We start from the raw sequence: 22,929 nt of genomic DNA on the forward strand, positions 1-22,929 counted from the left end.
AGGGCTCAGGTGCGCTCGGCCCAGGCCGCGCTGCTGAAAAATTTCATAGTGACCGCGTGGATGCTGCCATCGGCGATCCATGGGTTCAAATGGGCATAGATGCTTTGCTGACGCTTGACCGGGCTCAACGCCGCCAGTTCATCACTAATCACGTTCAGCTGAAAGTTGCAGCCTTCGCCTTCAACTTCCACCTGCGTTCCTGGCAGCTTTCCTTCAAGGAAGCTCTTCACTTCTACGGCCTGCATGCTCAACCTCAATCGGCGCCCTGTGCGCACGGGTCGGACATCATACAAAAAAGCCCCGCGCCTGCGAACCCCGCTGCGCAGGACTCTGACGGGGGGCTTCTTTATAGATGCGGGTTCAGGGTTGCGCCAACAGCTCGGTCAGCTCGCTGACCTGAGCAATTTCACGCATGTCTTCAGGCATCCCGCGGATGCTGACCGCCTTGCCGGCGGCTTTCGCATCGCGAATGAAGCACAGCAGCAACGACAGGCCGACGCTGCTGGACTTTTCCACCGCCGAGCAATCGATCACCAATGCCGGGGCATTGCACGATTTGATCAGCGCCCGGCCCTGTTCCCGAAGGGAAGGACCGGTGCGGTAATCCAGCACACCGGTGAGCTGCAGCTGACTGGCTTCGTCCAGACGAATGGCCGACTCGGTCATTGGGCAGGCTTCTCTTGTTTCTCGGCAGTCTGCTTGGCCTTGGCCACTTCGCCGGCCCAGCCGTTGATGGTCTTGTCCAGGTCGTTGCCGTTACGCTGCATCGCGTCGGCGAACTGGTCACGGAACAGCTTGCCGATGTTGATGCCGTTGATGATCACGTTGCGCAGTTTCCACTCGCCGTTGATCTTCTCAAGCGTGTACTGAACCGGATAGATCGCGCCGTTGTTGCCCTTGACGGTCATGCCGACGCTGGTGCGGTCGCCCGACTCATCCTTCGGCGCATCGACGGTGATGCCCTGGTTGTTGTATTCCAGCAAGGCATTGCCATAGAACTGGAACAGGCCGCGCTTGAAGTTTTCCTGGAAGGTCTGCATCTGCGCCGGGGTGGCCTTGCGCGAGTACTTGACCGTCATGATGCTTTTGGAAATGCCTTCGGCATCCACCACCGGACCCACGATGGTGTTCAGCGCGGTGTAGAAGTCCTGCGGATCCTGCTTGTACTTCTCTTTATTGGCCGCCAGATCGGCGAGCATCCGGTTGGTGGTGTCCTGAACCAGATCGTGCGCCGACTGCCCAGGCGCAGCGTTTGCCAGCAGTGGCAGTGTCGCGAGCAACACCAACAGGCCACGTCGCAAGGTAGAGATCATTCAAAAGCTCCTCATTTGGCGTCTTTGCTAACGGTATTGAGCAGGAATTTACCGATCAGGTCTTCCAGCACCAGAGACGACTGGGTGTCGTGAATGGTTCCACCATCCTTGAGCCGGGTTTCTTCCCCGCCCACGCTGATGCCGATGTACTTCTCGCCCAAAAGGCCAGCGGTCAGAATAGACGCTGTGGAGTCGGTCGGCAGGTTGTCGACCTTTTTATCCACCAGCAGGGTCACCCGGCCGGTAAAGCTGTCGCGGTCCAGATCGATCGCCGTGACCTTGCCGATGGTCACACCGGCCATGGTCACTTTGGCTCTGACCGTCAGACCGGCGATATTGTCGAAGTAGGCATAAAGCTTGTAGGTATCGGTGGTCGAAGTCGGAGACAGGCCACTGACCCGCAGGGCAAGCAGCAACAAGGCCAGGATCCCTGCCAGCAGGAACAGGCCGACACCGATTTCCAGGGTGCGGTTTTGCATCAGAAATCTCCAAACATCAAAGCGGTCAGAATAAAGTCCAGGCCGAGCACTGCCAGCGAGGCGAATACTACGGTCTTGGTGGTGGCACGACTGATTCCCTCGGAAGTGGGCTCACAGTCATAGCCTTGGAATACGGCGATCCAGGTCACGACAAAGGCGAAAACGATGCTTTTGATCACGCCGTTGAGCACGTCGCTGGAGAAGTTCACGCTGTTCTGCATGTTCGCCCAGTAGGAGCCTTCATAGACGCCCAGCCAGTCGACCGCGACCCAGGAACCGCCCCAGATGCCGACCACGCTGAAGATCATCGCCAGCACCGGCAGGGAAATGAAACCGGCCCACAGACGCGGAGCGATGATGTACTTGAGCGGATCGACACCGATCATTTCCAGGCTGGACAACTGCTCGGTGGACTTCATGTTGCCGATTTCCGCCGTCAGCGCCGAACCGGCACGACCGGCGAACAGCAACGCCGTCACCACCGGGCCCAGCTCACGCAGCAAGGTCAAGGCAACCATCTGCCCCACCGCCTGCTCCGAGCCATAGCTCGACAGGATGTTGAAACCCTGCAGCGCCAGCACCATGCCGATGAATATCCCCGAAACGACGATAATCACCAGCGACATCACGCCGACCGAATGCAGCTGTTTGACCAGCAGGCCGAAACCGCCGCCTATGCCACCACGCCCCAGCAAGGCATGAAACAGGAACAGCGTCGCCCGTCCGAATACCGCGACGGCATCGATAGCCGATTCGCCGAACCGACGTACGCGTTCTATTAATGAGATTCTGCGCATCAACGTTTCCCCAGAAGATCTGCGCGGTAATCCGTCGCTGGAAAGTGATACGGAACCGGACCATCGGGATCGCCGGTCATGAACTGACGGATACGCGGCTCATCCGAGTTCATCAACTCGTCCGGCGTACCCTGCCCCAGCACCTGACCATCGCCCACCACATAGATGTAATCGGCAATGCTCGCGGTTTCGGCGAGATCGTGGGAAACCACGATACTGGTGATCCCCAACGCATCGTTCAGCAGGCGGATCAGGCGCACCAGAACGCCCATGGCGATCGGGTCCTGGCCGACGAACGGTTCGTCGTACATAAGAATCTGCGGATCAAGCGCAATCGCCCGGGCCAGAGCCACGCGGCGCTTCATGCCGCCGGACAGCTCATCGGGCATCAGCTCGATGGCGCCCCGCAGACCGACCGCCTGCAATTTCAGCAGCACGATGTCGCGGATCATCTCTTCCGGCAACTGGGTATGAACGCGCAGGGGAAAGGCGACGTTCTCGAACACATCGAGATCGGTGAACAGCGCGCCGCTCTGAAACAGCACGCCCATGTGCTTGCGCGCATCGAACAGATCGCTGCGCGACAGCTTCGGCAGGTTCTGGCCGTTGACCCAGACTTCGCCCTGCGATGGCCGCAACTGGGCACCCATCAGGCGCAGCAGCGTGGTCTTGCCACACCCGGAAGGCCCCATGATGCCGGTGACCTTGCCGCGCGGGATGCGGATATCGACGTTATTGAAAATGCTCCGCGCACCGCGCTTGAAGGAGACTCCCTTCAGCTCGACCGCGTAGGCGTTATCGGCACTCATCTAAACTCCTTGCGATGCAGCCTCTCACTCGGACGCCTGGCTTTCTGGAGAAAGCCCTTACATCCCGGGCAGGCCGAACTGGCGGCGAACTATATCACTGCAAAGGGCAAGCGCCCAAGGCCTCTCCCCGGCCACGTTCAGCGATATGACAGGCCCGAGGCTTCTATAAAAGGGTTTTAGTAACCGGGAATGACAAAGCACGACGAACTTGCGTGAGGCTTTTCAACATAACCGCTATAATCGCCGCCTTTTCATCGGGCTATACGATTTCTGACATGAGCCAAACCAGCGACCTGATTCAATCGGCACAACGCACCATCCGCCTCGAAGTGGAAGCCGTACAAGGCTTGTTGCCCCATATCGACGCCGATTTCGTACGCGCTTGCGAGATGATTCTGGCCAGCAAGGGCCGTGTAGTGGTGGTCGGCATGGGCAAGTCCGGGCACATCGGCAACAAGATTGCCGCGACCCTGGCCAGCACCGGCACCCCGGCGTTTTTCGTACACCCGGCCGAAGCCAGTCATGGCGACATGGGCATGATCACCCGTGACGACGTGATCCTGGCCCTGTCGAATTCCGGCTCCACCAACGAAATCGTCACGCTGCTGCCGCTGATCAAGCGCCTGGGCATCCAGCTGATCAGCGTGACCGGCAACCCGCAATCGCCTCTGGCTAAAGCGGCAGAGGTCAATCTCAACGTTCACGTCGAGCACGAAGCCTGCCCGCTGAACCTGGCGCCGACTTCCTCGACCACCGCTGCACTGGTCATGGGCGATGCCCTGGCCGTGGCGTTGCTGGAAGCCCGCGGCTTCACGGCCGAAGATTTCGCCTTTTCCCACCCGGGTGGTGCACTGGGTCGTCGCCTGCTGCTGAAAGTGGAAAACGTCATGCACGCAGGTCAGGAGCTGCCGCAGGTACAACGCGGCACCCTGCTCAAGGACGCACTGATGGAAATGACCCGCAAGGGTCTGGGCATGACCGTCATTCTCGAGGCCGACGGCAAGCTTGCCGGAATCTTCACCGACGGCGACCTGCGCCGCACACTGGATCGCAGCATTGATATACACAGCGCGACCATCGATCAGGTGATGACGGTGCACGGCAAGACCGCCCGCGCCGAGATGCTGGCCGCCGAAGCCCTGAAAATCATGGAAGACCATCGAATCAACGCGCTTGTCGTCGTGGATGAGGACGATCGCCCGATCGGCGCCTTCAACCTCTCCGACCTGCTGCGCGCAGGAGTGATGTAAATGAGCACCGATCTGCTGCAACGCGGCAAAGCCATCAAACTGGCGGTTTTCGACGTCGACGGCGTCCTCACCGACGGACGCCTGTACTTCCTTGAAGACGGCAGCGAGTTCAAGACTTTCAATACCCTCGACGGCCAGGGCATCAAAATGCTGATGAACGCGGGCGTACAGACCGCCATCATCAGCGGTCGCAAGACCCCGGTGGTCGAGCGTCGGGCGAAGAACCTGGGAATTCCGCACCTGTTTCAGGGCCGTGAAGACAAACTCGTCGTCCTCGACGGCCTTCTCGAGCAACTGGGCCTAAGCTATGAACAGGTCGCCTATCTCGGTGACGACCTGCCCGATCTGCCGGTGATCCGCCGGGTGGGACTTGGCATGGCGGTGGCCAACGCGGCCCCCTTTGTGCGCGAGCATGCCCATGGCGTTACCCAGGCCCGTGGTGGCGAGGGTGCCGCCCGTGAATTCTGCGAACTGATCCTGCGCGCCCAAGGCAGCCTCGACGCCGCCAACAACGCGTACCTGTGAGTCAAACCATGTTTAGCAAAAAGTTTCGCAACATCCTGCTGTTCGGTTGCATCGCCGCCATTTTCGGTGCGGTCGGCTACTGGAACATCAGCCCGGAACGCTTCCTCGACAAGCCTCCTGTCTCGGCAGAAGAGAGCCCGATCGACTGGTACGCGACCAACACCCACACCTTGCAATACCTGGAAGACGGCAAGGTGCAGTATGAAATGACTTCCGACAAGGCCGAGCACGTCAAGGCGACCGACATTACACTGGTCACCAAACCCGACCTGAACATGTATCGCGGCACCGACTTCCCGTGGCACGTGACCAGCGAGCGCGGTGAAGTGAACTCCGGCGGCACCGAGGTCGAGCTGATCGACTCGGTTCGCGTCAAGCGCACCGATGAAAAGAAACGCGACACCCTGATCACCAGCACCCGAATGACGGTGTTCCCTCAGCAGCAATATGCGCAGACCCAGCAACCCGTTAGAATCGACGGCGCTGGCGGTGTATCGACCGGCGTGGGAATGAAAGCGTATTTGAAGGAAAGCAGGATACACCTGCTATCGAACGTAAGAGGACAGTATGAGGCTCGTTAAAACCCTCCCTATTTTGCTCAGTCTGGGCGCAGCACTGGGAAGCGTGAGCGCCTGGGCTCTGCCGAACGATCAAGAGCAGCCAATCCGCATTCAGGCCGACGATGCCCAGCTGGACGACAAGAATGGCGTTGCCACTTACAAAGGTGCGGTGATCATCACCCAGGGTTCGATGATCGTCAAAGGCGACACTGTAACGCTGACGCGCAACCCGGCCGGCGAGATCGACGTGGTGACTTCGGTAGGCAACCTGGCCTATTTCGAACAACTGCAAACCGCTGGCGACACAAAACCCGTCCAGGGTTGGGGCGTGACCATTCAGTACCACGCGCAGCAAAACCGTGTCGTACTGATCGACAAGGCCAAGGTCATCGACAAGGACAACAACACCACTCAAGGCGAGAAGATCGTCTATGACACGGTGAAAAAGCTGGCCAGCGCAGGTCGCGCCACCGGCAACAAGGTCACCGAAGCGCGTCCGCGCATCGACATGGTGATCCAGCCGAAGAAGAAAACCGACGAGAAAACCCAGTAATGGCAACCCTGAAAGCTCAGCACCTGGCCAAGGCCTACAAAAGCCGCCAGGTCGTGCGCGATGTCAGCCTGTCGATCGACAGCGGCCAGATCGTGGGCCTGCTCGGCCCCAACGGCGCCGGCAAGACCACCTGCTTCTACATGATTGTCGGCCTGGTGCAGGCCGATCAGGGCCGCGTGCTGATCGACGACCTGGACGTCAGCCACCAGCCGATGCACGGCCGCGCCAAGGCCGGTATCGGCTATCTGCCGCAGGAAGCCTCGATCTTCCGCAAGCTGTCGGTGGCCGACAACATCATGGCCATCCTCGAGACCCGACAGGAGCTCGACAAGGCCGGCCGTCGCAAGGAGCTGGAAAGCCTGCTGCAGGAATTCCACATCAGCCACATCCGCGACAACCTCGGCATGAGCCTGTCCGGTGGCGAGCGTCGCCGGGTGGAAATCGCCCGCGCACTGGCCACCGCACCGAAATTCATCTTGCTCGACGAACCGTTCGCCGGTGTCGACCCGATCTCCGTGGGCGACATCAAGCAGATCATTCACCATCTCAAGGCCAAGGGCATCGGTGTACTGATCACCGACCACAACGTCCGCGAGACGCTGGACATCTGCGAAACGGCGTACATCGTCAATGACGGCCAACTGATCGCCGAAGGCGACTCCGCGACCATCCTCGCCAACGATCTGGTGAAGGAAGTGTATCTGGGTCACGAGTTCCGCCTGTAAGCGCGACAGCGTTCGACCAGCCGTCCGGGTGCTGTAACGTTGAAGCGCATTTTTATACGCTTTTATTGTTACAGCGCTCTAGGCAAACACGACAGTTTCAGGCATATAATTTGCTTAAGTTTGGCGCCTCGGCGCCCTGTAGTGGATGGCGCAAAGCGCCGGCGAATAAGGTGTTAAGCCCCTGCCATGAAACCATCGCTAGTCTTGAGAATGGGCCAGCAGCTGACGATGACACCGCAGCTGCAACAGGCCATCCGCCTGCTCCAATTGTCGACCCTGGATCTGCAACAGGAAATCCAGGAGGCTCTGGAATCCAATCCGATGCTCGAACGCCAGGAAGACGGCGACGACTTCGACAATTCCGACCCGCTGGCCGACAACGCCGAACAGAAGCCCAATACCGAGATCCAGGAACCCTCCTACCAGGAAACCGCGCCGACGGTCGACAATCTCGAGGACGGCGAATGGAACGAGCGAATCCCCAACGAACTGCCTGTCGACACCGCCTGGGAAGACGTCTACCAGACCAGCGCCAGCAGCCTGCCGAGCAGCGATGACGACGAGTGGGATTTCACCACCCGCACCTCCGCCGGCGAAAGCCTGCAAAGCCACCTGCTGTGGCAGTTGAACCTGGCGCCGATGTCCGACACCGATCGCCTGATCGCCGTGACCCTGATCGATTGCATCAACAATCAGGGCTACCTCGACGAAACCCTCGAAGAAATCCTCGACGCCTTCGATCCGGAGCTCGACATCGAGCTGGACGAGATCGAAGCCGTCCTGCACCGCATCCAGCAATTCGAACCCGCCGGCATCGGCGCACGCAACCTGGGCGAATGCCTTCTGTTGCAATTGCGCCAGCTCTCGGCCAAGACCCCTTGGCTGGCCGAAGCCAAGCGCCTGGTCACCGATTACATCGACCTGCTCGGCAGCCGCGACTACAGCCAGCTGATGCGGCGCATGAAGCTCAAGGAAGATGAACTGCGCCAGGTCATCGAACTGGTCCAGAGCCTCAACCCGCGCCCCGGCTCACAGATCGAATCCACTGAAGCCGAATACGTGGTGCCTGACGTGATCGTGCGCAAGGACAACGAGCGCTGGCTGGTCGAGCTGAACCAGGAGTCGGTGCCGCGCCTGCGGGTCAACGCCCAGTACGCCGGTTTCGTGCGTCGCGCCGACACCAGCGCCGACAATACCTTCATGCGCAACCAGTTGCAGGAAGCCCGCTGGTTCATCAAGAGCCTGCAGAGCCGCAACGAAACCCTGATGAAAGTGGCCACCCAGATCGTCGAGCATCAGCGCGGCTTCCTGGAGTACGGCGACGAAGCGATGAAACCGCTCGTGCTGCATGACATCGCCGAGGCGGTAGGCATGCACGAGTCGACGATTTCCCGGGTGACCACACAGAAATTCATGCATACCCCCCGGGGCATATATGAACTGAAATACTTTTTCTCCAGCCACGTCAGCACCTCCGAAGGCGGCGAATGCTCGTCCACGGCGATCCGCGCGATCATCAAGAAACTGGTCGCCGCGGAAAATCAGAAAAAGCCGTTGAGTGACAGCAAGATCGCTGGTTTACTGGAGGCACAAGGCATTCAGGTGGCTCGCCGCACCGTCGCCAAGTACCGCGAATCCCTCGGGATCGCGCCTTCGAGCGAACGCAAGCGGTTGATGTAAGCCACGTTACAGCGTTCCAGTGGCAGGCTCTTCGGCCTGCCGCTTTATGCACTGGCAACGAAGGAGAAGCTGTATGCAAGTCAACATCAGTGGACACCAACTGGAAGTTACCCAACCTCTCCGTGAATACGTTGAGCAGAAGCTCAAGAGGCTTGAGGGACATTTCGACAAGATCACCAACGTGCAAGTCACGATGTGCGTCGAAAAGCTGAAGCAGAAAATCGAAGCCACGCTGCATATTCCCGGCAACGAGGTCGTCGCAAACGCGGAACATACCGACATGTACGCAGCGATCGACGCGCTGACCGACAAGCTTGATAAACAACTCAAAAAGCATAAGGAAAAGACCCAGAGCCTGCTTCAGGGCGCTACCGGTCGATAACCCCCACCCCCATGATCCGACTTGAAAGCATCCTGACCCCCGGCCGTTCCCTGGTGAACGTGCCGGGCGGCAGTAAAAAGAAAGCCCTCGAACAAATTGCCAACCTGATCGCCCGGGAAAAACCGGATCTGGAGATGCAAGATGTCTTCGAGGCGCTGATTGCCCGTGAAAAACTCGGTTCGACCGGTTTTGGCAACGGCATCGCCATTCCCCATTGCCGCCTCAAGGGTTGTGAATCACCCATCAGCGCCTTGATGCACCTTGAAGCACCTATCGATTTCGATGCCATCGATGGCGCACCGGTGGACCTGCTGTTCGTGCTGCTGGTCCCGGAAGCTGCCACCGATGCACACCTGGAACTGCTGCGCCAGATCGCCAGCATGCTCGATCGCAAGGAAGTACGCGAAAAACTGCGTCGCGCCACCACCAACGAAGCCTTGTATCAGGTTGTCCTGGACGAGCAAAACGGGCACTAAACATGCGCTTGATCATCGTCAGTGGCCGCTCCGGCTCGGGCAAAAGCACGGCCCTGGATGTCCTTGAGGACAACGGCTACTACTGCATCGACAATCTGCCGGCCGGCCTGCTGCCGGAGCTGGCGGAACGCGCACTGATTCATACGGAACTGTCTCAGCCACTGGTCGCGGTATCGATCGATGCACGCAACCTGCCAAGCCACCTTTCGCGCTTTCCGGAGTTGCTCGAGGAAGTCCGCAGCCGGCACATCCAGTGCGACGTTCTGTATCTGGATGCCGATGAAGAAACCCTGCTCAAGCGCTTCTCGGAAACCCGTCGCCGTCACCCGCTGAGCAGTGCCAACCGCTCGCTGGCTGAAGCCATCAACGATGAAACCGCCCTGCTGGGCCCGATCGCCGACCTGGCCGACCTGAAGGTCAATACCACCAATCTGAACCTGTACCAGTTGCGCGACACCATCAAGCTGCGGCTGTTGAACCAGCCGGAGCCCGGTACGGCGTTTCTGGTGGAGTCGTTCGGTTTCAAACGCGGCATGCCGGTGGATGCGGATCTGGTGTTCGATGTACGCTGCCTGCCCAACCCGTACTGGAAACCGGAATTACGTGCGCAATCCGGGCTCGATGAGCCGGTGGCCGAATATCTGGCGGCACAGCCGGAAGTCGAAGAGATGTTCCAGGACATCTACGCCTACCTGTTCAAGTGGTTGCCGCGCTTCGCTGCGAGCAATCGTGCCTACGTGACCATTGCCATTGGCTGCACCGGCGGACACCACCGTTCCGTCTACCTGACCGAACGCCTGGGTCAGGCCCTGCAGAAAACCCTGAAGAACGTCCAGGTTCGCCACCGCGACCTCAGCTAAAGGATTCACACCGCGATGCCTGCTCTGGAAATCGAAATCATCAACAAGCTGGGCCTGCATGCCCGGGCGTCGGCAAAGTTCGTTGGCGTGGCGGGGCAGTTTCCCGACTGCACGATCAGAGTGGGTCGCACCCCGGAAACCACGGTAGATGGCAAAAGCATCATGGCAATGATGATGCTCGCTGCCGGCAAGGGCACCAAAATCTTCCTGAGCACCGAAGGGCATCAGGAACAGGAAGCCCTGGATGCCTTGGTGGCACTGATCAACAACTACTTCGACGAAGGCGGTTGAAAGCCTTTGGTGGCGAGGGAGCAAGCTTCCCTCCCCCCTCTCATCCCAACGCCGTGTCCATCACCATCATCAGGCAGAAGCCGATTAACAATCCCATGCTCGCCAGTTTTTCGTGACCATTGCGTCGCGACTCCGGAATTACTTCGTGGGTCACCACCAGTAACATTGCTCCGGCCGCCAGCGCCAGCCCCAGGGGCAACAACAATTCCGCCAGGCTGACCAGCCACGCACACAGCAGTGCGAACACCGGTTCGACCAGACCTGACGCCGCCCCGATCAGAAACGCCTTGACCCGTGACATCCCGGCCCCGGCCAACACCAGCGCAATCACCAGACCTTCCGGCACATCCTGCAAGGCGATCCCCATCGCCAGGCTGTCGGCGTCCGGCATGCCGCCGCCCGCGGAGACGCCGACGGCCATGCCTTCCGGAATGTTATGGGCAATGATGGCAAACACGAACAGCCAGATTCGCGGCGGAATAACCGGATGCTCGACGGTGCCGATGAGCATTTCCGGTGAAGCGCCGGACAGCCTGCGGTCCACCAGATACAGAGCGAAAGCACCGAGCATGATGCCGAAACAGATCAGGCCACTGGAGCCCCAAGGGCTCAGGCCAAGGCTTTCTGCGGCGGCAATCCCCGGCACGATCAGCGAAAACGCGGTCGCCGCCAGCATCACGCCGGCGCCAAACCCCAGCAGCGTGTCGCCCAGCGCCTGCGGCATATTGCGAATCACCAGCACCGGAACCGCCCCCAGTGCCGTGCCGAGCGCGCAGATCGCACCACCTTGCAATGCCCGGGACAGCTTCGGTTCCAGGTTCAGCCATTCCAGCCCGTGAGCCACCAGCAAGCTCATGCCCGCCAACAGCAGCAGCGACCCGAATGCGTAACGAAACATACGTCCACTTCCGATCGCCAGTGTTTCAGTGCCCATAGTCAGCCTTGGATTGTTTTTATAGGAGACTTAAACCAGCGCAGCCTGATAACGCGCAGCGACTTCAGGCCAGTTGATCACGTTGTAGAACGCGCTGATGTATTCCGGGCGGCGGTTCTGATAACGCAGGTAGTAGGCGTGTTCCCACACGTCGAGGCCGAGAATCGGCGTATTGCCGCCCATCAGCGGGCTGTCCTGGTTGCCGCTGCTTTCCACCACCAGTTTTTTGTCTGGGGTCACGCTGAGCCAGGCCCAGCCGCTGCCGAAACGGGTCAGCGCGGCTTTGGTGAAAGCATCCTTGAAGCTGTCGAGGCCGCCCAGTTGCTCATCGATCGCCCTGGCCAGCGCACCGTCCGGCTTGCCGCCACCGCCGGGCACCATCACTTCCCAGAACAGCGAATGGTTGGCGTGACCGCCGCCCTGATTGATCACTGCCGCACGCAGTTTTTCCGGCAGTTGCTGAACGCTGGCCACCAGTTTTTCCACCGGCCACTCGGCGTATTCCGTGCCCTCGACCGCGGCGTTCAGATTGTTGATGTAGGTCTGGTGATGCTTTGTGTAATGAATCTCCATGGTCTGCGCATCGATGTGCGGTTCCAGTGCGTCGTAGGCGTAAGGCAAGGCTGGCAGGGTAAAAGCCATTTCAGTGGACTCCATGGTGATGTTGGGCAGGCACGCGGCGCGCATTGCCGGTATCCGGGTGCAGCAAGCGCTGGGTGCGCGGGTATTCGCCGTGTTCGCTGATGAAATTGAGCAGTTCGACATAGGTCTTGCTGCTCTGGCGCAATGCCGCCTCACGCAGGGCCGGGCGCAGGCGCTCGTCCTGCATGGTCTGCAACAGGCGTTGATGGATCGCGCACAGGTATTCGGCGCTCTCCTCCGGCTGGTTCAGACGCAGATGCAGATCGGCGAGGTTGTGATGGGAAATGACACAGGCCGCCACCGCTTCGTCGGCATCGGCCCAGCGCTCGAACAGCACTTGCGCCAGGGCCAGCGCTTGCAGATAAGCCTCGCGGGCGTCGATCAACTCGCCCAGCATGAAGCAGCGATTGGCCCGTTCGATCGTACGTTTCCAGTGCTCCATGATGAGCCTCCAAAGCGATTGCGGTGTTTACACGCCGCCGGCGGTGAGTTTCTCGGGATTGAGCAACTCTTCCAGCTGGCTGCGCGACAGATCGGTGTGTTCCAGCGCGACGTCGATTACCGGGCGACCCTGTTTGTAGGCCTGCTTGGCGATTTCGGCGGCTTTCTGGTAACCGATGATCGGGTTGAGCGCGGTGACCAGAATCGGGTTGCGCGACAGCGCTTCCTTGAGCCGCGATTCGTTGACCTTGAAGCTGGCAATCGCCTTGTCACCCAGCAGACGGCTGGAATTGGCCAGCAACTCGATACTGCTCAACAGGTTCTGAGCGATGATCGGCAGCATCACGTTCAGTTCGAAATTGCCCGACTGACCGGCGATGGTGATCACCGAATCGTTGCCAATGACCTGCGCCGCCACCATCGCAGTGGCTTCCGGAATCACCGGATTGACCTTGCCCGGCATGATCGACGAGCCCGGTTGCAGGCCTTCCAGCTCGATTTCGCCAAGGCCGGCAAGCGGGCCGGAGTTCATCCAGCGCAGGTCGTTGGCGATTTTCATCAACGACACGGCGGTAGCCTTGAGCTGGCCCGACACGGCCACGGCGGTGTCCTGCGAACCGATCAGCGCGAACAGGTCCTTGCCCGGGGTGAACTGCACGTTGGTCAGTTGGCTCAACTGACGGCTGAAACGCGCAGCGAATTCCGGATGCGCATTGATTCCGGTGCCGACCGCCGTACCGCCCTGGGCCAGGGATTGCAGGCTTGGCAGCAAGTCCTGCAAATGACCGATGTTGGCCTTGAGCTGCTGCGCCCAACCGTTGAGTACCTGGCTCATGCGAACCGGCATGGCGTCCATCAAGTGAGTACGGCCGGTCTTGACGTGGTGATGCACCTGCTCGGCCTTGCGCTCGATCACTTGCACCAGATGCAGCAGCGCCGGCAACAGTTGTTCGTGCAAGGCGAGCGCGGCGCTGACGTGGATGGTGGTCGGGATGATGTCGTTGCTGCTCTGCCCGCAGTTGACGTGATCGTTGGCATTCACTGGCTCGTCGAGCAGGCGGCTGGCCAGGGTGGCAATCACTTCGTTGGCGTTCATGTTGGAGCTGGTGCCGGAACCGGTCTGGAAGATATCCACCGGGAAATGCTGCATGAAGTCGCCTTCAAGCAGCCCCTGGGCCGCGTCGCTGATGGCTTTGCCTTGCGCGGCGCTGAGCTGATTGAGTTCGACGTTGGCCCGGGCGGCAGCGGCTTTTGCCAGGATCAGCGCGCGGATGAACTGGGTCGGCATCGGCTTGCCGCTGATCGGGAAGTTATCCACTGCGCGCTGGGTCTGCGCGCCGTAGAGAGCGTCCACCGGCACCTGCAGTTCGCCCATGCTGTCGCGCTCAATACGTGTCTTGGTCATCTGAAAATCCTTGCACCAGTTCAATAAGAGGAATGGAGGGTTGCAACTCGCAAGTGGCGAGCTGCCAGGTGTAGCTCTGCCAGCGTTTGAGCCGGCATTTGCACAGCGACAGGCGCTCCATTTCACGCAATGGGCGCCAGGCCTGATCGAGACAGAGACTGCGCCAGTGCCACGGCAATGCGATGTCGGTGGCCGTGTCGAGCAGCAGACGGAAAGAGGTTTCAGCGACGGTCCAGGGCGAGGTCGCCGTGCAGCAGGCCAGATACCGGCCTTCGGCCAGGTAGTGTTCGATCAGACGTGGTTCGTCGGGATCCATGGCGCAACGGATCTGGCGACTCATCCAGCGCCAGCTTTCGAGGTACGGCTGCTCGTGCAAGGCAGAACTCATGATCCTGGGCTCATCCGATAATGAGATTTATTATTAGATGATAATGAGAACCAAAACAAGAGTAGCTTTTTTAGCCGCCCCGACCCGCTCAAAAAAATTCCGGACACAAAAAAGGCGCGCCACCCAATCGGGGGGCGCGCCTTTTTGTATTGGCCCGGGCTTAGCTGCCGGCGACAGTCATCCGCTCGATCAACACCGAACCGGTGCGAATGTTGCTGCGCAGTTCCAGATCGTTACCGACCGCGACGATCTGCTTGAACATGTCCCGCATGTTGCCGGCGATGGTCACTTCCTGCACCGCGAACTGAATTTCACCGTTCTCGACCCAGAAACCCGCCGCACCGCGCGAGTAATCGCCTGTCACCATGTTCAGGCCATGACCCATCAACTCGGTGACCAGCAGGCCACGGCCCATGCGCCGCAGCAGTGCGGCCTGATCTTCATCACCATGGGTGACAAACAGGTTGTGCACCCCGCCGGCGTTGGCGGTGCTCGGCATGCCGAGTTTGCGCCCGGAATAAGTGCCGAGGATGTACGACACCAACTCGCCCTTCTCGACGAACGGTTTGGCATAGGTCGCCAGACCGTCACCGTCATACGACGCACTGCCCATGGCACGCATCAGGTGCGGACGCTCGTCGATGGTCAGCCACTCCGGAAACAGCTTCTGCCCCAGCGTACCTTCCAGGAACGACGACTTGCGATACAGGCTGCCGCCGGAAATCGCCGACAGGAAGCTGCCGAACAATCCGCCCGCCAGCTCCGCCGAAAACAGCACCGGGACTTCGCAGGTCGGCACCGGGCGCGCACCCAGACGGCTCGCCGCCCGTTGTGCGGCACGCTGGCCAATGCTCACCGGATCCGCCAGCAAGCTACCCTGGCGGTTCACGTCATACCAATAATCGCGCTGCATCTGGCCATCGGCCTCGGCGATCATCACGCAGCTCAGGCTATGCCGGGTCGACGCATAACCGCCGATAAAACCGTGGCTGTTGCCGTATACGCGGCAGCCCTGATGAGTGCTCAACGTGGTGCCATCGGCGTTCTTGATGCGCGCATCGGCGTCGAACGCCGCGGCTTCGCAGAGCAATGCTTTCTCGATGGCCTGTTCCGGGGTGATGTCCCATTGGTGGAACAGGTCGAAATCCTGAATATCCCTGGCCATCAGCGCGGCATCGGCCAGTCCCGAGGCTTCGTCTTCGGAGGTGTGTTTGGCAATCGCCAACGCCGCAGCAACGGTTTCGCGAATCGCATCCGGTCCGGTGGCGGAAGTGCTGGCCGAGCCCTTGCGCTGGCCGACATACAAGGTGATGCCAAAGCCCTGATCGCGGTTGAACTCGACCGTTTCGACTTCACGTTGACGCACGGAGGTCGACAGGCCCTGCTCCAGCGACACCGCCACTTCGCACGCGCTGGCACCCTGGCGCTTGGCTTCGGCGATGATCTGCTCGACCTGTTCCTGCAGTGCCGGCAATGCCTGTGGGCCGACGCTTTCAACTGCACTCATGCTCATCTCCACTCAAATTCTGCTTTCGGCTGGGGCCTTCGAGCGACCGGGCCGGACAAGCGGCCCCCGACTGGTTATCATGGCGGCGTTTCTTTGCGGACTGCCACCATGGTTGATTCTTACGACGACTCCCTCGATACGGGAGAAAAAAGCAAATCCCAGGTCAAACGCGAGCTGCATGCTCTGGTTGACCTTGGCGAGCGCCTTACAACGCTCAAGCCTGACTTGCAGGCGAAACTGCCATTGACCGACGCTTTGCGCCGGGCCCTGGCCGATGCGCCCAAGCACACCGCGAACATCGCGCGTAAACGGCACTTGCAGTTCATCGGCAAACTGATGCGCGATCAGGACACTGACGCGATTCTCACCTTGCTCGATCAACTCGATGCCTCTACCCGTCAGTACAACGAGCGTTTCCACAACCTCGAACGCTGGCGTGACCGCCTGATCGGCGGTGACGATGCCGTGCTGGAGAAATTCGTCGTCGAGTACCCGGACGCCGACCGCCAGCAACTGCGTTCCCTGATCCGTCAGGCCCAGCACGAGGTTGCGCATAACAAGCCTCCTGCCTCGAGCCGTAAAATCTTCAAGTACATCCGTGAGCTGGACGAGACTCAACGCGGTCTGCGTTGATATTCGCCACCGGGTGGCCGCACCGCGCGCCACCCGAAGCTCCATCCCTTCTTACGCGCCCGTGCCACCCACGGTGATCGCATCGATTTTCAGCGTCGGTTGACCCACGCCCACTGGCACCGACTGCCCGTCCTTGCCGCACGTGCCCACACCGCTGTCCAGTGCCAGATCGTTGCCGACCATCGACACCCGGCTCATCGCTTCCGGGCCGTTGCCGATCAACGTCGCGCCTTTGACCGGCGCAGTGATCTTGCCGTCTTCGATCAGATAAGCCTCACTGGTGGAGAACACGAACTTGCCGCTGGTGATGTCCACCTGGCCGCCACCAAGGTTGGCGCAGTAGATGCCCTTCTTCACCGACGCGATGATTTCCGCCGGATCGCTCTGGCCGCCAAGCATGTAGGTGTTGGTCATCCGCGGCATCGGCAGGTGTGCGTAGGACTCACGACGACCGTTGCCGGTGCGGGCCACGCCCATCAGACGCGCATTGAGCTTGTCCTGCATGTAGCCCTTGAGCACGCCGTTTTCGATCAGCGTGGTGCACTCGGTCGGCGTGCCTTCGTCGTCGACGCTCAGGGAACCGCGACGACCGGCCAGCGTGCCGTCATCGACGATGGTGCAGAGTTTCGAGGCAACCATCTCACCCATGCGCCCGCTGTAGGCCGAACTGCCCTTGCGGTTGAAGTCACCCTCCAGACCGTGGCCGACCGCTTCGTGCAGCAGCACGCCGGACCAGCCCGAGCCCAGAACGACCGGCAAGGTACCGGCCGGGGCCGGAATCGCTTCCAGATTCACCAATGCCTGACGCAGCGCCTCGCGGGCGTAACCCATGGCACGGTCTTCGGCGAGGAAATAACGGTAGTCGGTACGCCCGCCGCCACCATGGCCGCCACGTTCGCGACGGCCGTTCTGCTCGACGATCACGCTGACATTGAAACGCACCAGCGGACGCACATCGGCCGCCAGGCCGCCGTCGGACGAAGCTACCAGAATCCGCTCCCAGACCCCGGCCATGCTCACGCTGACCTGCTGGATACGCGGGTCGAGGGCGCGGGTCGCGACGTCGATGCGCTTGAGCAGTTCGACTTTTTCGGCGCGGCTCAGCACTTCCAGCGGGTTGTCCGGTGCGTAAAGCTGAGCGACATCCTGAGTGCTGAACGCCTGCACCTTACCGTTCTGCCCGGCGCGGGAAATCGAACGGGCTGCACGGGCCGCCGCGCCGAGGGCTTCAAGGGTGATCGCGTTGCTGTAGGCAAAACCGGTTTTTTCCCCGGACTGTGCACGCACGCCGACACCCTGGTCGAGGTTGAAACTGCCTTCCTTGACGATGCCGTCTTCCAGCGACCAGGACTCGGAAATCTGCCCCTGGAAATACAGGTCGGCCGCATCGATCCCTGGACCCGCCAGATCACCGAGCACGCCTTGCAGGCTCTCGATCGTCACGCCGCCGGGCGCCAACAGGTGATCACTGACTGAGGACAACAACTCGCTCATAGGTTTTACGCCTTAAATTCGTGTTCTGAAGCAGGTCGCTGTGCGCCCTGCGAAAAAAACCGCCGATGACCGGTCACCGGCATTCGCGCCCGGATGGACGCCTGTTCGTCGCTGTCGCGCTCGGCCAGCAATACGGCTTCGCCTTGTTCCTGCTGCGCCAGAACGCGGCCCCACGGATCGATAATCGCCCCGTGGCCAAAGGTTTCTCGCGGCCCCGGATGCGTCCCGCCCTGGGCCGCCGCCAACACGTAGCACTGGGTTTCAATCGCCCGTGCCCGGATCAACACGTCCCAGTGCGCCGCCCCCGTCACCGCGGTGAAGGCCGACGGTGCGGTAATCAGTTCAGCCCCGGCCGCACGCAATTCGCTGTACAGCTCCGGGAAGCGCAGGTCGTAGCACACCGTCAGGCCGAGCCGGCCGACCGGCGTGTCCGCCACAACCACGTTACTGCCATAAGCATAGTCATCGGATTCGCGGTAACGCCCACGATTGTCCGCCACGTCCACATCGAACAGATGCAACTTGTCATAGCGGGCAACGATTTCGCCCTGATCGTCCACCAGCAACGAGCAGGCATTTGATTTCGCTTCGGGTTGCCCCGCCGGCGGCAACGGCAAGGTGCCGGCCACTATCCATAACTTGAGGTCGCGGGCGGTCTGTTTCAACCACGGCAGGATCGGACCCTCACCAAGTGCTTCGGCGCGGCCGATATCGGCGATGTCGCGACGCCCCATGGCGGCGAAGTTTTCCGGCAGCACCGCCAGCTTCGCGCCAGCGTTGGCCGCTTGTTCGAGCAAACGCCGGGCATCGCGCAGATTGGCCAGCACGTCACTCTGGCTGACCATTTGAATCACCGCAAAAGACATGGCGAACTCCGCAAGAGGTAGGCAGCCATGCTACTCCATCGGTTTATAGCCTGGCTGATCAAAAAGGCTTGTCGAAGGTGATTTTCGGCTCTTTCCACGGGCCTTTGACGGTGTATTTGACGCTGGCAAACCGCGCCACGCGGTCACCGATCAGTTTGTCGATCAGGAACAGCGCGCCGCCGACCGCAGGAGCACCGACGATCAACGCGGCGATCGGCAGGTTGTTGGTCACCGGCAGGGTCACCAGCAATTTGGCGTCGACCTGATCGCCGACCAGATCCAGCGTGCCGTTCAGCTCAATGTTGCTCGACGGCCCAGTCAGTTTGATCGGCTCCTGCGTCACATACACGCCGTTGTTCGCCGCCAGCAATCCCTTGACCCGGTCATAGCTCAAGCCTTTGCCGAAAAGGTCGGAGAAGTCGAGGCGCAGGCGACGACCAATGGAGTTGAAGTTGAGCAGACCGAACACCCGCAGCGCCTGGGCGCCGCCCTCGACCTCGACGAACTGGCCCTTGTTCAGCGACGCATCGAGCGTGCCGGAGAAGCGCTTGGTCGCCAGCCATGCCGGCGAGCCCGGCCAGCGGCCATCGACATCCATATGGAATTCTTCACTGGTCACGCTCGGCGCAAAGCCCCAGCCCTTGAGCACATCGGCGAGATTCTTGCCGCCGATCCGGCCCTTGTACCAACTGCTCGTGGCACCGGGCGTCCCCTCCCAGCCACCGCTGCCCTGCAACAGAATGCCTTTGAGGCCCATGTCCAGATTGTTCAGGGCGATACCTTTGGCCGTCGGCCGGACTTTCAGCGACCAGCCACCGACCAGGTCCTGGCCCTGGAACAACTGATTAATGGTGATATCCAGCGCCGGGATCTTGGTCGGATCCACCGAGGCCAGCGGGTCAGGCGCGTTCTCGTCGGCCTGCACCGTCGGGTCCGGCGCCGGCAGTCGAACGTATTGCAGGTTCACCACAATCGGTGCTGCCTTGGCGTCTGGAATGGCTGCGGTGCCTTTGGCCTGCTGACTGTCGAGGGCCAGGGCCCAGGTGCCGGGCTTGCGATCCAGTTGCACCGCTGCCTGATCCAGCGTAGTGCCGAAGGCTGTCAGTTTGCCGACCTTGAAGTCCGCGCTGCTGAGCAGTTGCTTGGCGCTGCCGCCCGGATCCTGACCGGCGTACTTGTCCACCAGATCCTGCCAGGGTTTGACATCCAGCTCCGACAGCACGCCGCGTATGCGCAAGCCTTTGTTGCCCGGCAATACCGCTTCGCCGGCGCCGAGGAACAGCTCGCCACGGCCATCGGCGAAATTGCTCGGTGGCGCGGCGAAGGTGAAGTTGGCCAGTTGATCGTAATTGACCCAGTAACGCCGCTCCTGCCCTTGCAGCGTCATGCGGAACACCGTGTCACGCCCGACATCGGCGGTCATGCCGAACGGCGCAGGCAGATCCACCGCCACGCCCTTCATGCTGGAACTGACCATCAACTGACTATCGGCACCGTCCAGATTCACTTGCAACTGGTAAGGAATCGTCCCGGACACCGGCAATGGCTGAGTCACGCCGAGCCAGTCGGTGAGTTTCTTGACCTCGACCTGCCCCGACGCTGCCACTCGGGTCTTGAGCTTGCCGGGGCCGCCGTCTGCAAATATCTGCGCAGTGACCGGTTTTTCGAAGGCCCGCGCACTGATGTTCTGCCCGCTCAAACCCTTGGCGCTGTCGAAGCGGAAGTCGCCCTTGAGCTGGCTCAGTTCGAGCTTCGGCTCGGCCAATTTCAGCCGTGCGTTGGCGGTCTTGAAGTCCACGAGGATCTTCGGCTGATCGCCCTTGGCCAACGGCACGTCCAGTTTGAGTTTGCCTTGCAGGTCGCCCTCGCCTTCCCAGCCGGCGAAGGTGTCGGCGGTGCCGATCGGCGCTTCCTGGAGAATCTTCAAGCCATCGCCCAGGCCGCCGGCAAACCCGCCGTCGAGGAACATATGGCTGTGCTCGCCACTCGGCACATGGGGAATATTGACGAAGACGTCGCTGACCTGGGTGTCGAGCAACTGCCCCTTGCTGGCGACAATCCGCACACCGCTATCCTCGATGAACACATCGCCGCTGACCTTGCTCACGTGCGGCCAGCCTGGCTGGAACGCCAGTTCGGCGTCATGCACCTTGAAGAACAGGCTGATGCTGCGGTCCGCATCTGCGGCGCCTTTGTTCAGGGAACCCTGATACTGGAAGAACCCTTGATCCACCGCCCCTTTGAGAATCGCCGTGCGCAGCCATTCGTCGAGGGCCGGGCTCAGGACTTCCGGCAGGTATTTGGCGGTGTAGCGACCGTCGCCGTCCACCAGGCCGACCCGCAGGTCCATGTAGTCTTCCTGGGTGTGGTCGAAATGCAGGCGGATCAGGAAGTCGCCGGCAATCTTGCCCTCTTCGCCGAGCACCTTCAGGTACGGCGCGATCAGGGTGAAGCCTTCCTTGTCGAGCTTCCAGGTCAACCGGGCGTTGGCCTGAATGTATTGCCATGGTTTGGCGAAGATCGGATCGAGGTGCAGGACGAAGTCCTTGCTGTCCATGCGCAGCTCACCGCCGCCGAGGTTGCCGGTCAGGCTGCCGCTGACATTCCGTGCAGCCGGCGCGCCGTGATAGGCGTCGAAACCGACCTGATCGAGGTTGGCGGCGAAGCTGAATTTGCTGTCGTCGGTGGCGTTCGGGCGGAAATCCAGCAGTACGTTGCGCAAGCCACCGGTCACTTTCAGATGCTCGACTACGGTGGCAAAGCCTTGTGGCAGCGGGCCCAGTGCATTGAGTAACGGAGTGATCGGCGTCAGATCGAGGCGATCGGCCTGCAGGTGCCAGAGCTCGTCAACATTGTCGGTGGCGGCTGTCTGCTTGACCTGGACGCGGGACTCCCAACGGGTCTCGCCAAAATTCATCGCCAGCGAATCGAGGGTGACGGTTGCGCCCTCTGCACTGCGCTGAAAGTAACCGTTGAGGGCCAGGTTGTTGATCCGGATCGGCTTGCGCTCGGCGTAGGCACCGTTGAGTTGCGGGGCGTTGAGGCGGATGGCGGCGCTTTGCAGCGCGCCCTCGCTCCAGTTGACCCAGAGCTCGCCGCCGGCCTTGATCTCGGAGAAATTCCATTGCTGGGTCAGGCGCTCGGGTAGCCATTTCGCCCAGTCGCTTTGCGGCAGACTGATGTAGCCTTCGACCGCGCTGTCCTGCAACTGGCTGGCACGAATCCGCGTACGCAGGCTCAGTGCGACGGGTTGCCCGTCGGGCAAGGTCAACCGCGCGTCGAGGCGCTGGCGGTTGAGGCCGGTCTTGAGATTGAGTCCGACATAGGTAAAGGTCAGCGGCGCCTGCTCCAGCGGCTGCAACGTCACCTGACTGTCGAGCACCGACAATTGCTGGACCATTTGCATGCGGTTGAACAGTTGCTCGGGATCCATGGGCTGATCCTTCTGCACCGGCAAGCCTTCGAGCGCCCATTGGCCGTCCTCACCCTCCTTGAGGCTGATCTTCAGACCATTGAGTTCAAGATGCGCGATACGTACTTCCCGGGCCAACAGACTGGCCCACAGGTCCGGCACTGCGCGCACGTGATCCAGACGCAAAGCATTGGCACCGCTGCCGACAATGACGTCACGGGCCAACAGGATCGGCGCAAAGCCGCTCCAGTTGCCTTCCAGCTCACCGATCTGCAACGGCATGCCCAGGGCGGTACTGGCCTTGTCTTCGATGTCGGCGCGATATTCGGCCACCAGTGGCGTGAGTTCCCGGCCGAGGCTGACGTACAACGCCATCAACACCAGAACCAACGCGCACAGGCCCAGACCCCAGCGAGTCAGTGCAGCCAAAATGCGTGTCAGACGGTCCATGTCAGTTGGCTCCCATGGCAAAAATACTGCAAAAAGCTGAGGCCAGCCGTTTCAGGA

26 protein-coding genes are annotated in these 22,929 nt (G+C 60.8%); 11 read left to right on the forward strand and 15 right to left on the reverse strand.

Features of this window, described 5'->3' with window-relative positions; genetic code table 11:
- Positions 1-5 precede the first annotated feature (5 nt).
- From OQ248_RS06030 to OQ248_RS06055, 6 genes are all read right to left on the reverse strand, one after another.
- Positions 6-245 (reverse strand): BolA family protein, encoded by a 240-nt coding sequence (locus tag OQ248_RS06030; protein ID WP_007953556.1) that lies wholly within the window; start codon positions 243-245, stop codon positions 6-8.
- 115 nt (positions 246-360) lie between these two features.
- Complete coding sequence (locus OQ248_RS06035; protein ID WP_265812310.1) at positions 361-666, reverse strand: STAS domain-containing protein; 306 nt, start codon at positions 664-666, stop codon at positions 361-363.
- Positions 663-1,313 (reverse strand): ABC transporter substrate-binding protein, encoded by a 651-nt coding sequence (locus tag OQ248_RS06040; protein WP_085711776.1) that lies wholly within the window; start codon positions 1,311-1,313, stop codon positions 663-665. Before OQ248_RS06040 ends, OQ248_RS06035 begins: the two co-directional genes overlap by 4 nt.
- A gap of 11 nt (positions 1,314-1,324) precedes the next feature.
- Positions 1,325-1,792 carry an outer membrane lipid asymmetry maintenance protein MlaD gene (gene mlaD / locus OQ248_RS06045; RefSeq protein ID WP_085711777.1) on the reverse strand — a complete coding sequence of 156 codons (468 nt, stop codon included), beginning with the start codon at positions 1,790-1,792 and terminating at the stop codon, positions 1,325-1,327.
- Entirely contained in the window at positions 1,792-2,589 is a 798-nt protein-coding gene (mlaE, locus tag OQ248_RS06050) for a lipid asymmetry maintenance ABC transporter permease subunit MlaE (protein ID WP_114881430.1), read from the reverse strand. Before mlaE ends, mlaD begins: the two co-directional genes overlap by 1 nt.
- Positions 2,589-3,398 carry an ATP-binding cassette domain-containing protein gene (locus tag OQ248_RS06055; protein ID WP_085711779.1) on the reverse strand — a complete coding sequence of 270 codons (810 nt, stop codon included), beginning with the start codon at positions 3,396-3,398 and terminating at the stop codon, positions 2,589-2,591. Before OQ248_RS06055 ends, mlaE begins: the two co-directional genes overlap by 1 nt.
- A gap of 275 nt (positions 3,399-3,673) precedes the next feature.
- Between OQ248_RS06055 and OQ248_RS06060 the strand changes: the two genes are divergently transcribed.
- The 10 genes from OQ248_RS06060 (at position 3,674) to OQ248_RS06105 (ending at position 10,700) form a co-directional block, all read left to right on the forward strand.
- The gene (locus OQ248_RS06060; RefSeq protein WP_085711780.1) at positions 3,674-4,648 is read left to right on the forward strand and encodes a KpsF/GutQ family sugar-phosphate isomerase; all 975 of its coding nucleotides are present in this window, start codon (positions 3,674-3,676) and stop codon (positions 4,646-4,648) included.
- Complete coding sequence (locus OQ248_RS06065) at positions 4,649-5,173, forward strand: HAD family hydrolase (protein ID WP_039769294.1); 525 nt, start codon at positions 4,649-4,651, stop codon at positions 5,171-5,173.
- Positions 5,174-5,181: 8 nt separating this feature from the next.
- On the forward strand, positions 5,182-5,754 hold the full coding sequence (gene lptC / locus OQ248_RS06070) for an LPS export ABC transporter periplasmic protein LptC (RefSeq protein WP_119426705.1): 573 nt from the start codon (positions 5,182-5,184) through the stop codon (positions 5,752-5,754).
- Positions 5,741-6,286, forward strand: coding sequence for a lipopolysaccharide transport periplasmic protein LptA (gene lptA, locus OQ248_RS06075; protein WP_119426704.1), 546 nt, complete (start codon positions 5,741-5,743; stop codon positions 6,284-6,286). The genes lptC and lptA overlap by 14 nt, the downstream gene beginning before the upstream one ends.
- Complete coding sequence (lptB, locus tag OQ248_RS06080; RefSeq protein ID WP_007953572.1) at positions 6,286-7,011, forward strand: LPS export ABC transporter ATP-binding protein; 726 nt, start codon at positions 6,286-6,288, stop codon at positions 7,009-7,011. Before lptA ends, lptB begins: the two co-directional genes overlap by 1 nt.
- A 186-nt stretch (positions 7,012-7,197) precedes the next feature.
- Positions 7,198-8,691, forward strand: a complete 1,494-nt coding sequence (locus OQ248_RS06085) for an RNA polymerase factor sigma-54 (protein ID WP_085711783.1) — start codon at positions 7,198-7,200, stop codon at positions 8,689-8,691.
- 73 nt (positions 8,692-8,764) lie between these two features.
- Complete coding sequence (gene raiA / locus OQ248_RS06090; protein ID WP_007953578.1) at positions 8,765-9,073, forward strand: ribosome-associated translation inhibitor RaiA; 309 nt, start codon at positions 8,765-8,767, stop codon at positions 9,071-9,073.
- A gap of 11 nt (positions 9,074-9,084) precedes the next feature.
- Positions 9,085-9,549 (forward strand): PTS IIA-like nitrogen regulatory protein PtsN, encoded by a 465-nt coding sequence (ptsN, locus tag OQ248_RS06095; RefSeq protein ID WP_085711784.1) that lies wholly within the window; start codon positions 9,085-9,087, stop codon positions 9,547-9,549.
- A gap of 2 nt (positions 9,550-9,551) precedes the next feature.
- Complete coding sequence (gene rapZ, locus OQ248_RS06100; RefSeq protein ID WP_096818961.1) at positions 9,552-10,409, forward strand: RNase adapter RapZ; 858 nt, start codon at positions 9,552-9,554, stop codon at positions 10,407-10,409.
- 15 nt (positions 10,410-10,424) lie between these two features.
- Positions 10,425-10,700 carry an HPr family phosphocarrier protein gene (locus tag OQ248_RS06105; protein WP_265812311.1) on the forward strand — a complete coding sequence of 92 codons (276 nt, stop codon included), beginning with the start codon at positions 10,425-10,427 and terminating at the stop codon, positions 10,698-10,700.
- Positions 10,701-10,740: 40 nt separating this feature from the next.
- On the opposite strand, the gene OQ248_RS06110 is transcribed toward OQ248_RS06105, so the two are convergent.
- The 6 genes from OQ248_RS06110 to pmbA all read right to left on the reverse strand — a co-directional run bounded on the left by OQ248_RS06110 (position 10,741) and on the right by pmbA (position 16,023).
- Complete coding sequence (locus tag OQ248_RS06110; RefSeq protein WP_265812312.1) at positions 10,741-11,634, reverse strand: ZIP family metal transporter; 894 nt, start codon at positions 11,632-11,634, stop codon at positions 10,741-10,743.
- A 30-nt stretch (positions 11,635-11,664) separates the two neighbouring features.
- Positions 11,665-12,276 carry a superoxide dismutase gene (locus OQ248_RS06115; RefSeq protein WP_096818954.1) on the reverse strand — a complete coding sequence of 204 codons (612 nt, stop codon included), beginning with the start codon at positions 12,274-12,276 and terminating at the stop codon, positions 11,665-11,667.
- Between the two features lies 1 nt (position 12,277).
- Complete coding sequence (locus OQ248_RS06120; RefSeq protein ID WP_085711789.1) at positions 12,278-12,718, reverse strand: hypothetical protein; 441 nt, start codon at positions 12,716-12,718, stop codon at positions 12,278-12,280.
- 27 nt (positions 12,719-12,745) lie between these two features.
- Positions 12,746-14,122 carry a class II fumarate hydratase gene (locus OQ248_RS06125; protein WP_265812313.1) on the reverse strand — a complete coding sequence of 459 codons (1,377 nt, stop codon included), beginning with the start codon at positions 14,120-14,122 and terminating at the stop codon, positions 12,746-12,748.
- Positions 14,103-14,510 (reverse strand): FagA protein, encoded by a 408-nt coding sequence (locus OQ248_RS06130; RefSeq protein WP_085711791.1) that lies wholly within the window; start codon positions 14,508-14,510, stop codon positions 14,103-14,105. Before OQ248_RS06130 ends, OQ248_RS06125 begins: the two co-directional genes overlap by 20 nt.
- Positions 14,511-14,670: 160 nt before the next feature.
- Positions 14,671-16,023 (reverse strand): metalloprotease PmbA, encoded by a 1,353-nt coding sequence (gene pmbA, locus OQ248_RS06135; protein WP_192552901.1) that lies wholly within the window; start codon positions 16,021-16,023, stop codon positions 14,671-14,673.
- A 102-nt stretch (positions 16,024-16,125) separates the two neighbouring features.
- Between pmbA and yjgA the strand changes: the two genes are divergently transcribed.
- Positions 16,126-16,650, forward strand: coding sequence for a ribosome biogenesis factor YjgA (gene yjgA / locus OQ248_RS06140; RefSeq protein ID WP_085729605.1), 525 nt, complete (start codon positions 16,126-16,128; stop codon positions 16,648-16,650).
- A 51-nt stretch (positions 16,651-16,701) separates the two neighbouring features.
- Here yjgA and tldD read toward each other — a convergent pair whose 3' ends face one another.
- Genes tldD through OQ248_RS06155 form a run of 3 tightly spaced genes read right to left on the reverse strand, consistent with a single transcriptional unit; the run spans position 16,702 to position 22,872 of the window.
- Complete coding sequence (gene tldD / locus OQ248_RS06145) at positions 16,702-18,144, reverse strand: metalloprotease TldD (protein WP_265812314.1); 1,443 nt, start codon at positions 18,142-18,144, stop codon at positions 16,702-16,704.
- 5 nt (positions 18,145-18,149) lie between these two features.
- Positions 18,150-19,010: a carbon-nitrogen hydrolase family protein gene (locus tag OQ248_RS06150; protein ID WP_192552900.1), complete on the reverse strand. Its 861-nt coding sequence runs from the start codon at positions 19,008-19,010 to the stop codon at positions 18,150-18,152.
- Positions 19,011-19,068: 58 nt separating this feature from the next.
- Positions 19,069-22,872, reverse strand: a complete 3,804-nt coding sequence (locus OQ248_RS06155) for a YhdP family protein (RefSeq protein WP_265812315.1) — start codon at positions 22,870-22,872, stop codon at positions 19,069-19,071.
- Positions 22,873-22,929 lie beyond the last annotated feature (57 nt).

This window comes from Pseudomonas sp. COW5, from assembly GCF_026240005.1.
Classification (GTDB): Bacteria; Pseudomonadota; Gammaproteobacteria; order Pseudomonadales; family Pseudomonadaceae; genus Aquipseudomonas; species Aquipseudomonas kribbensis.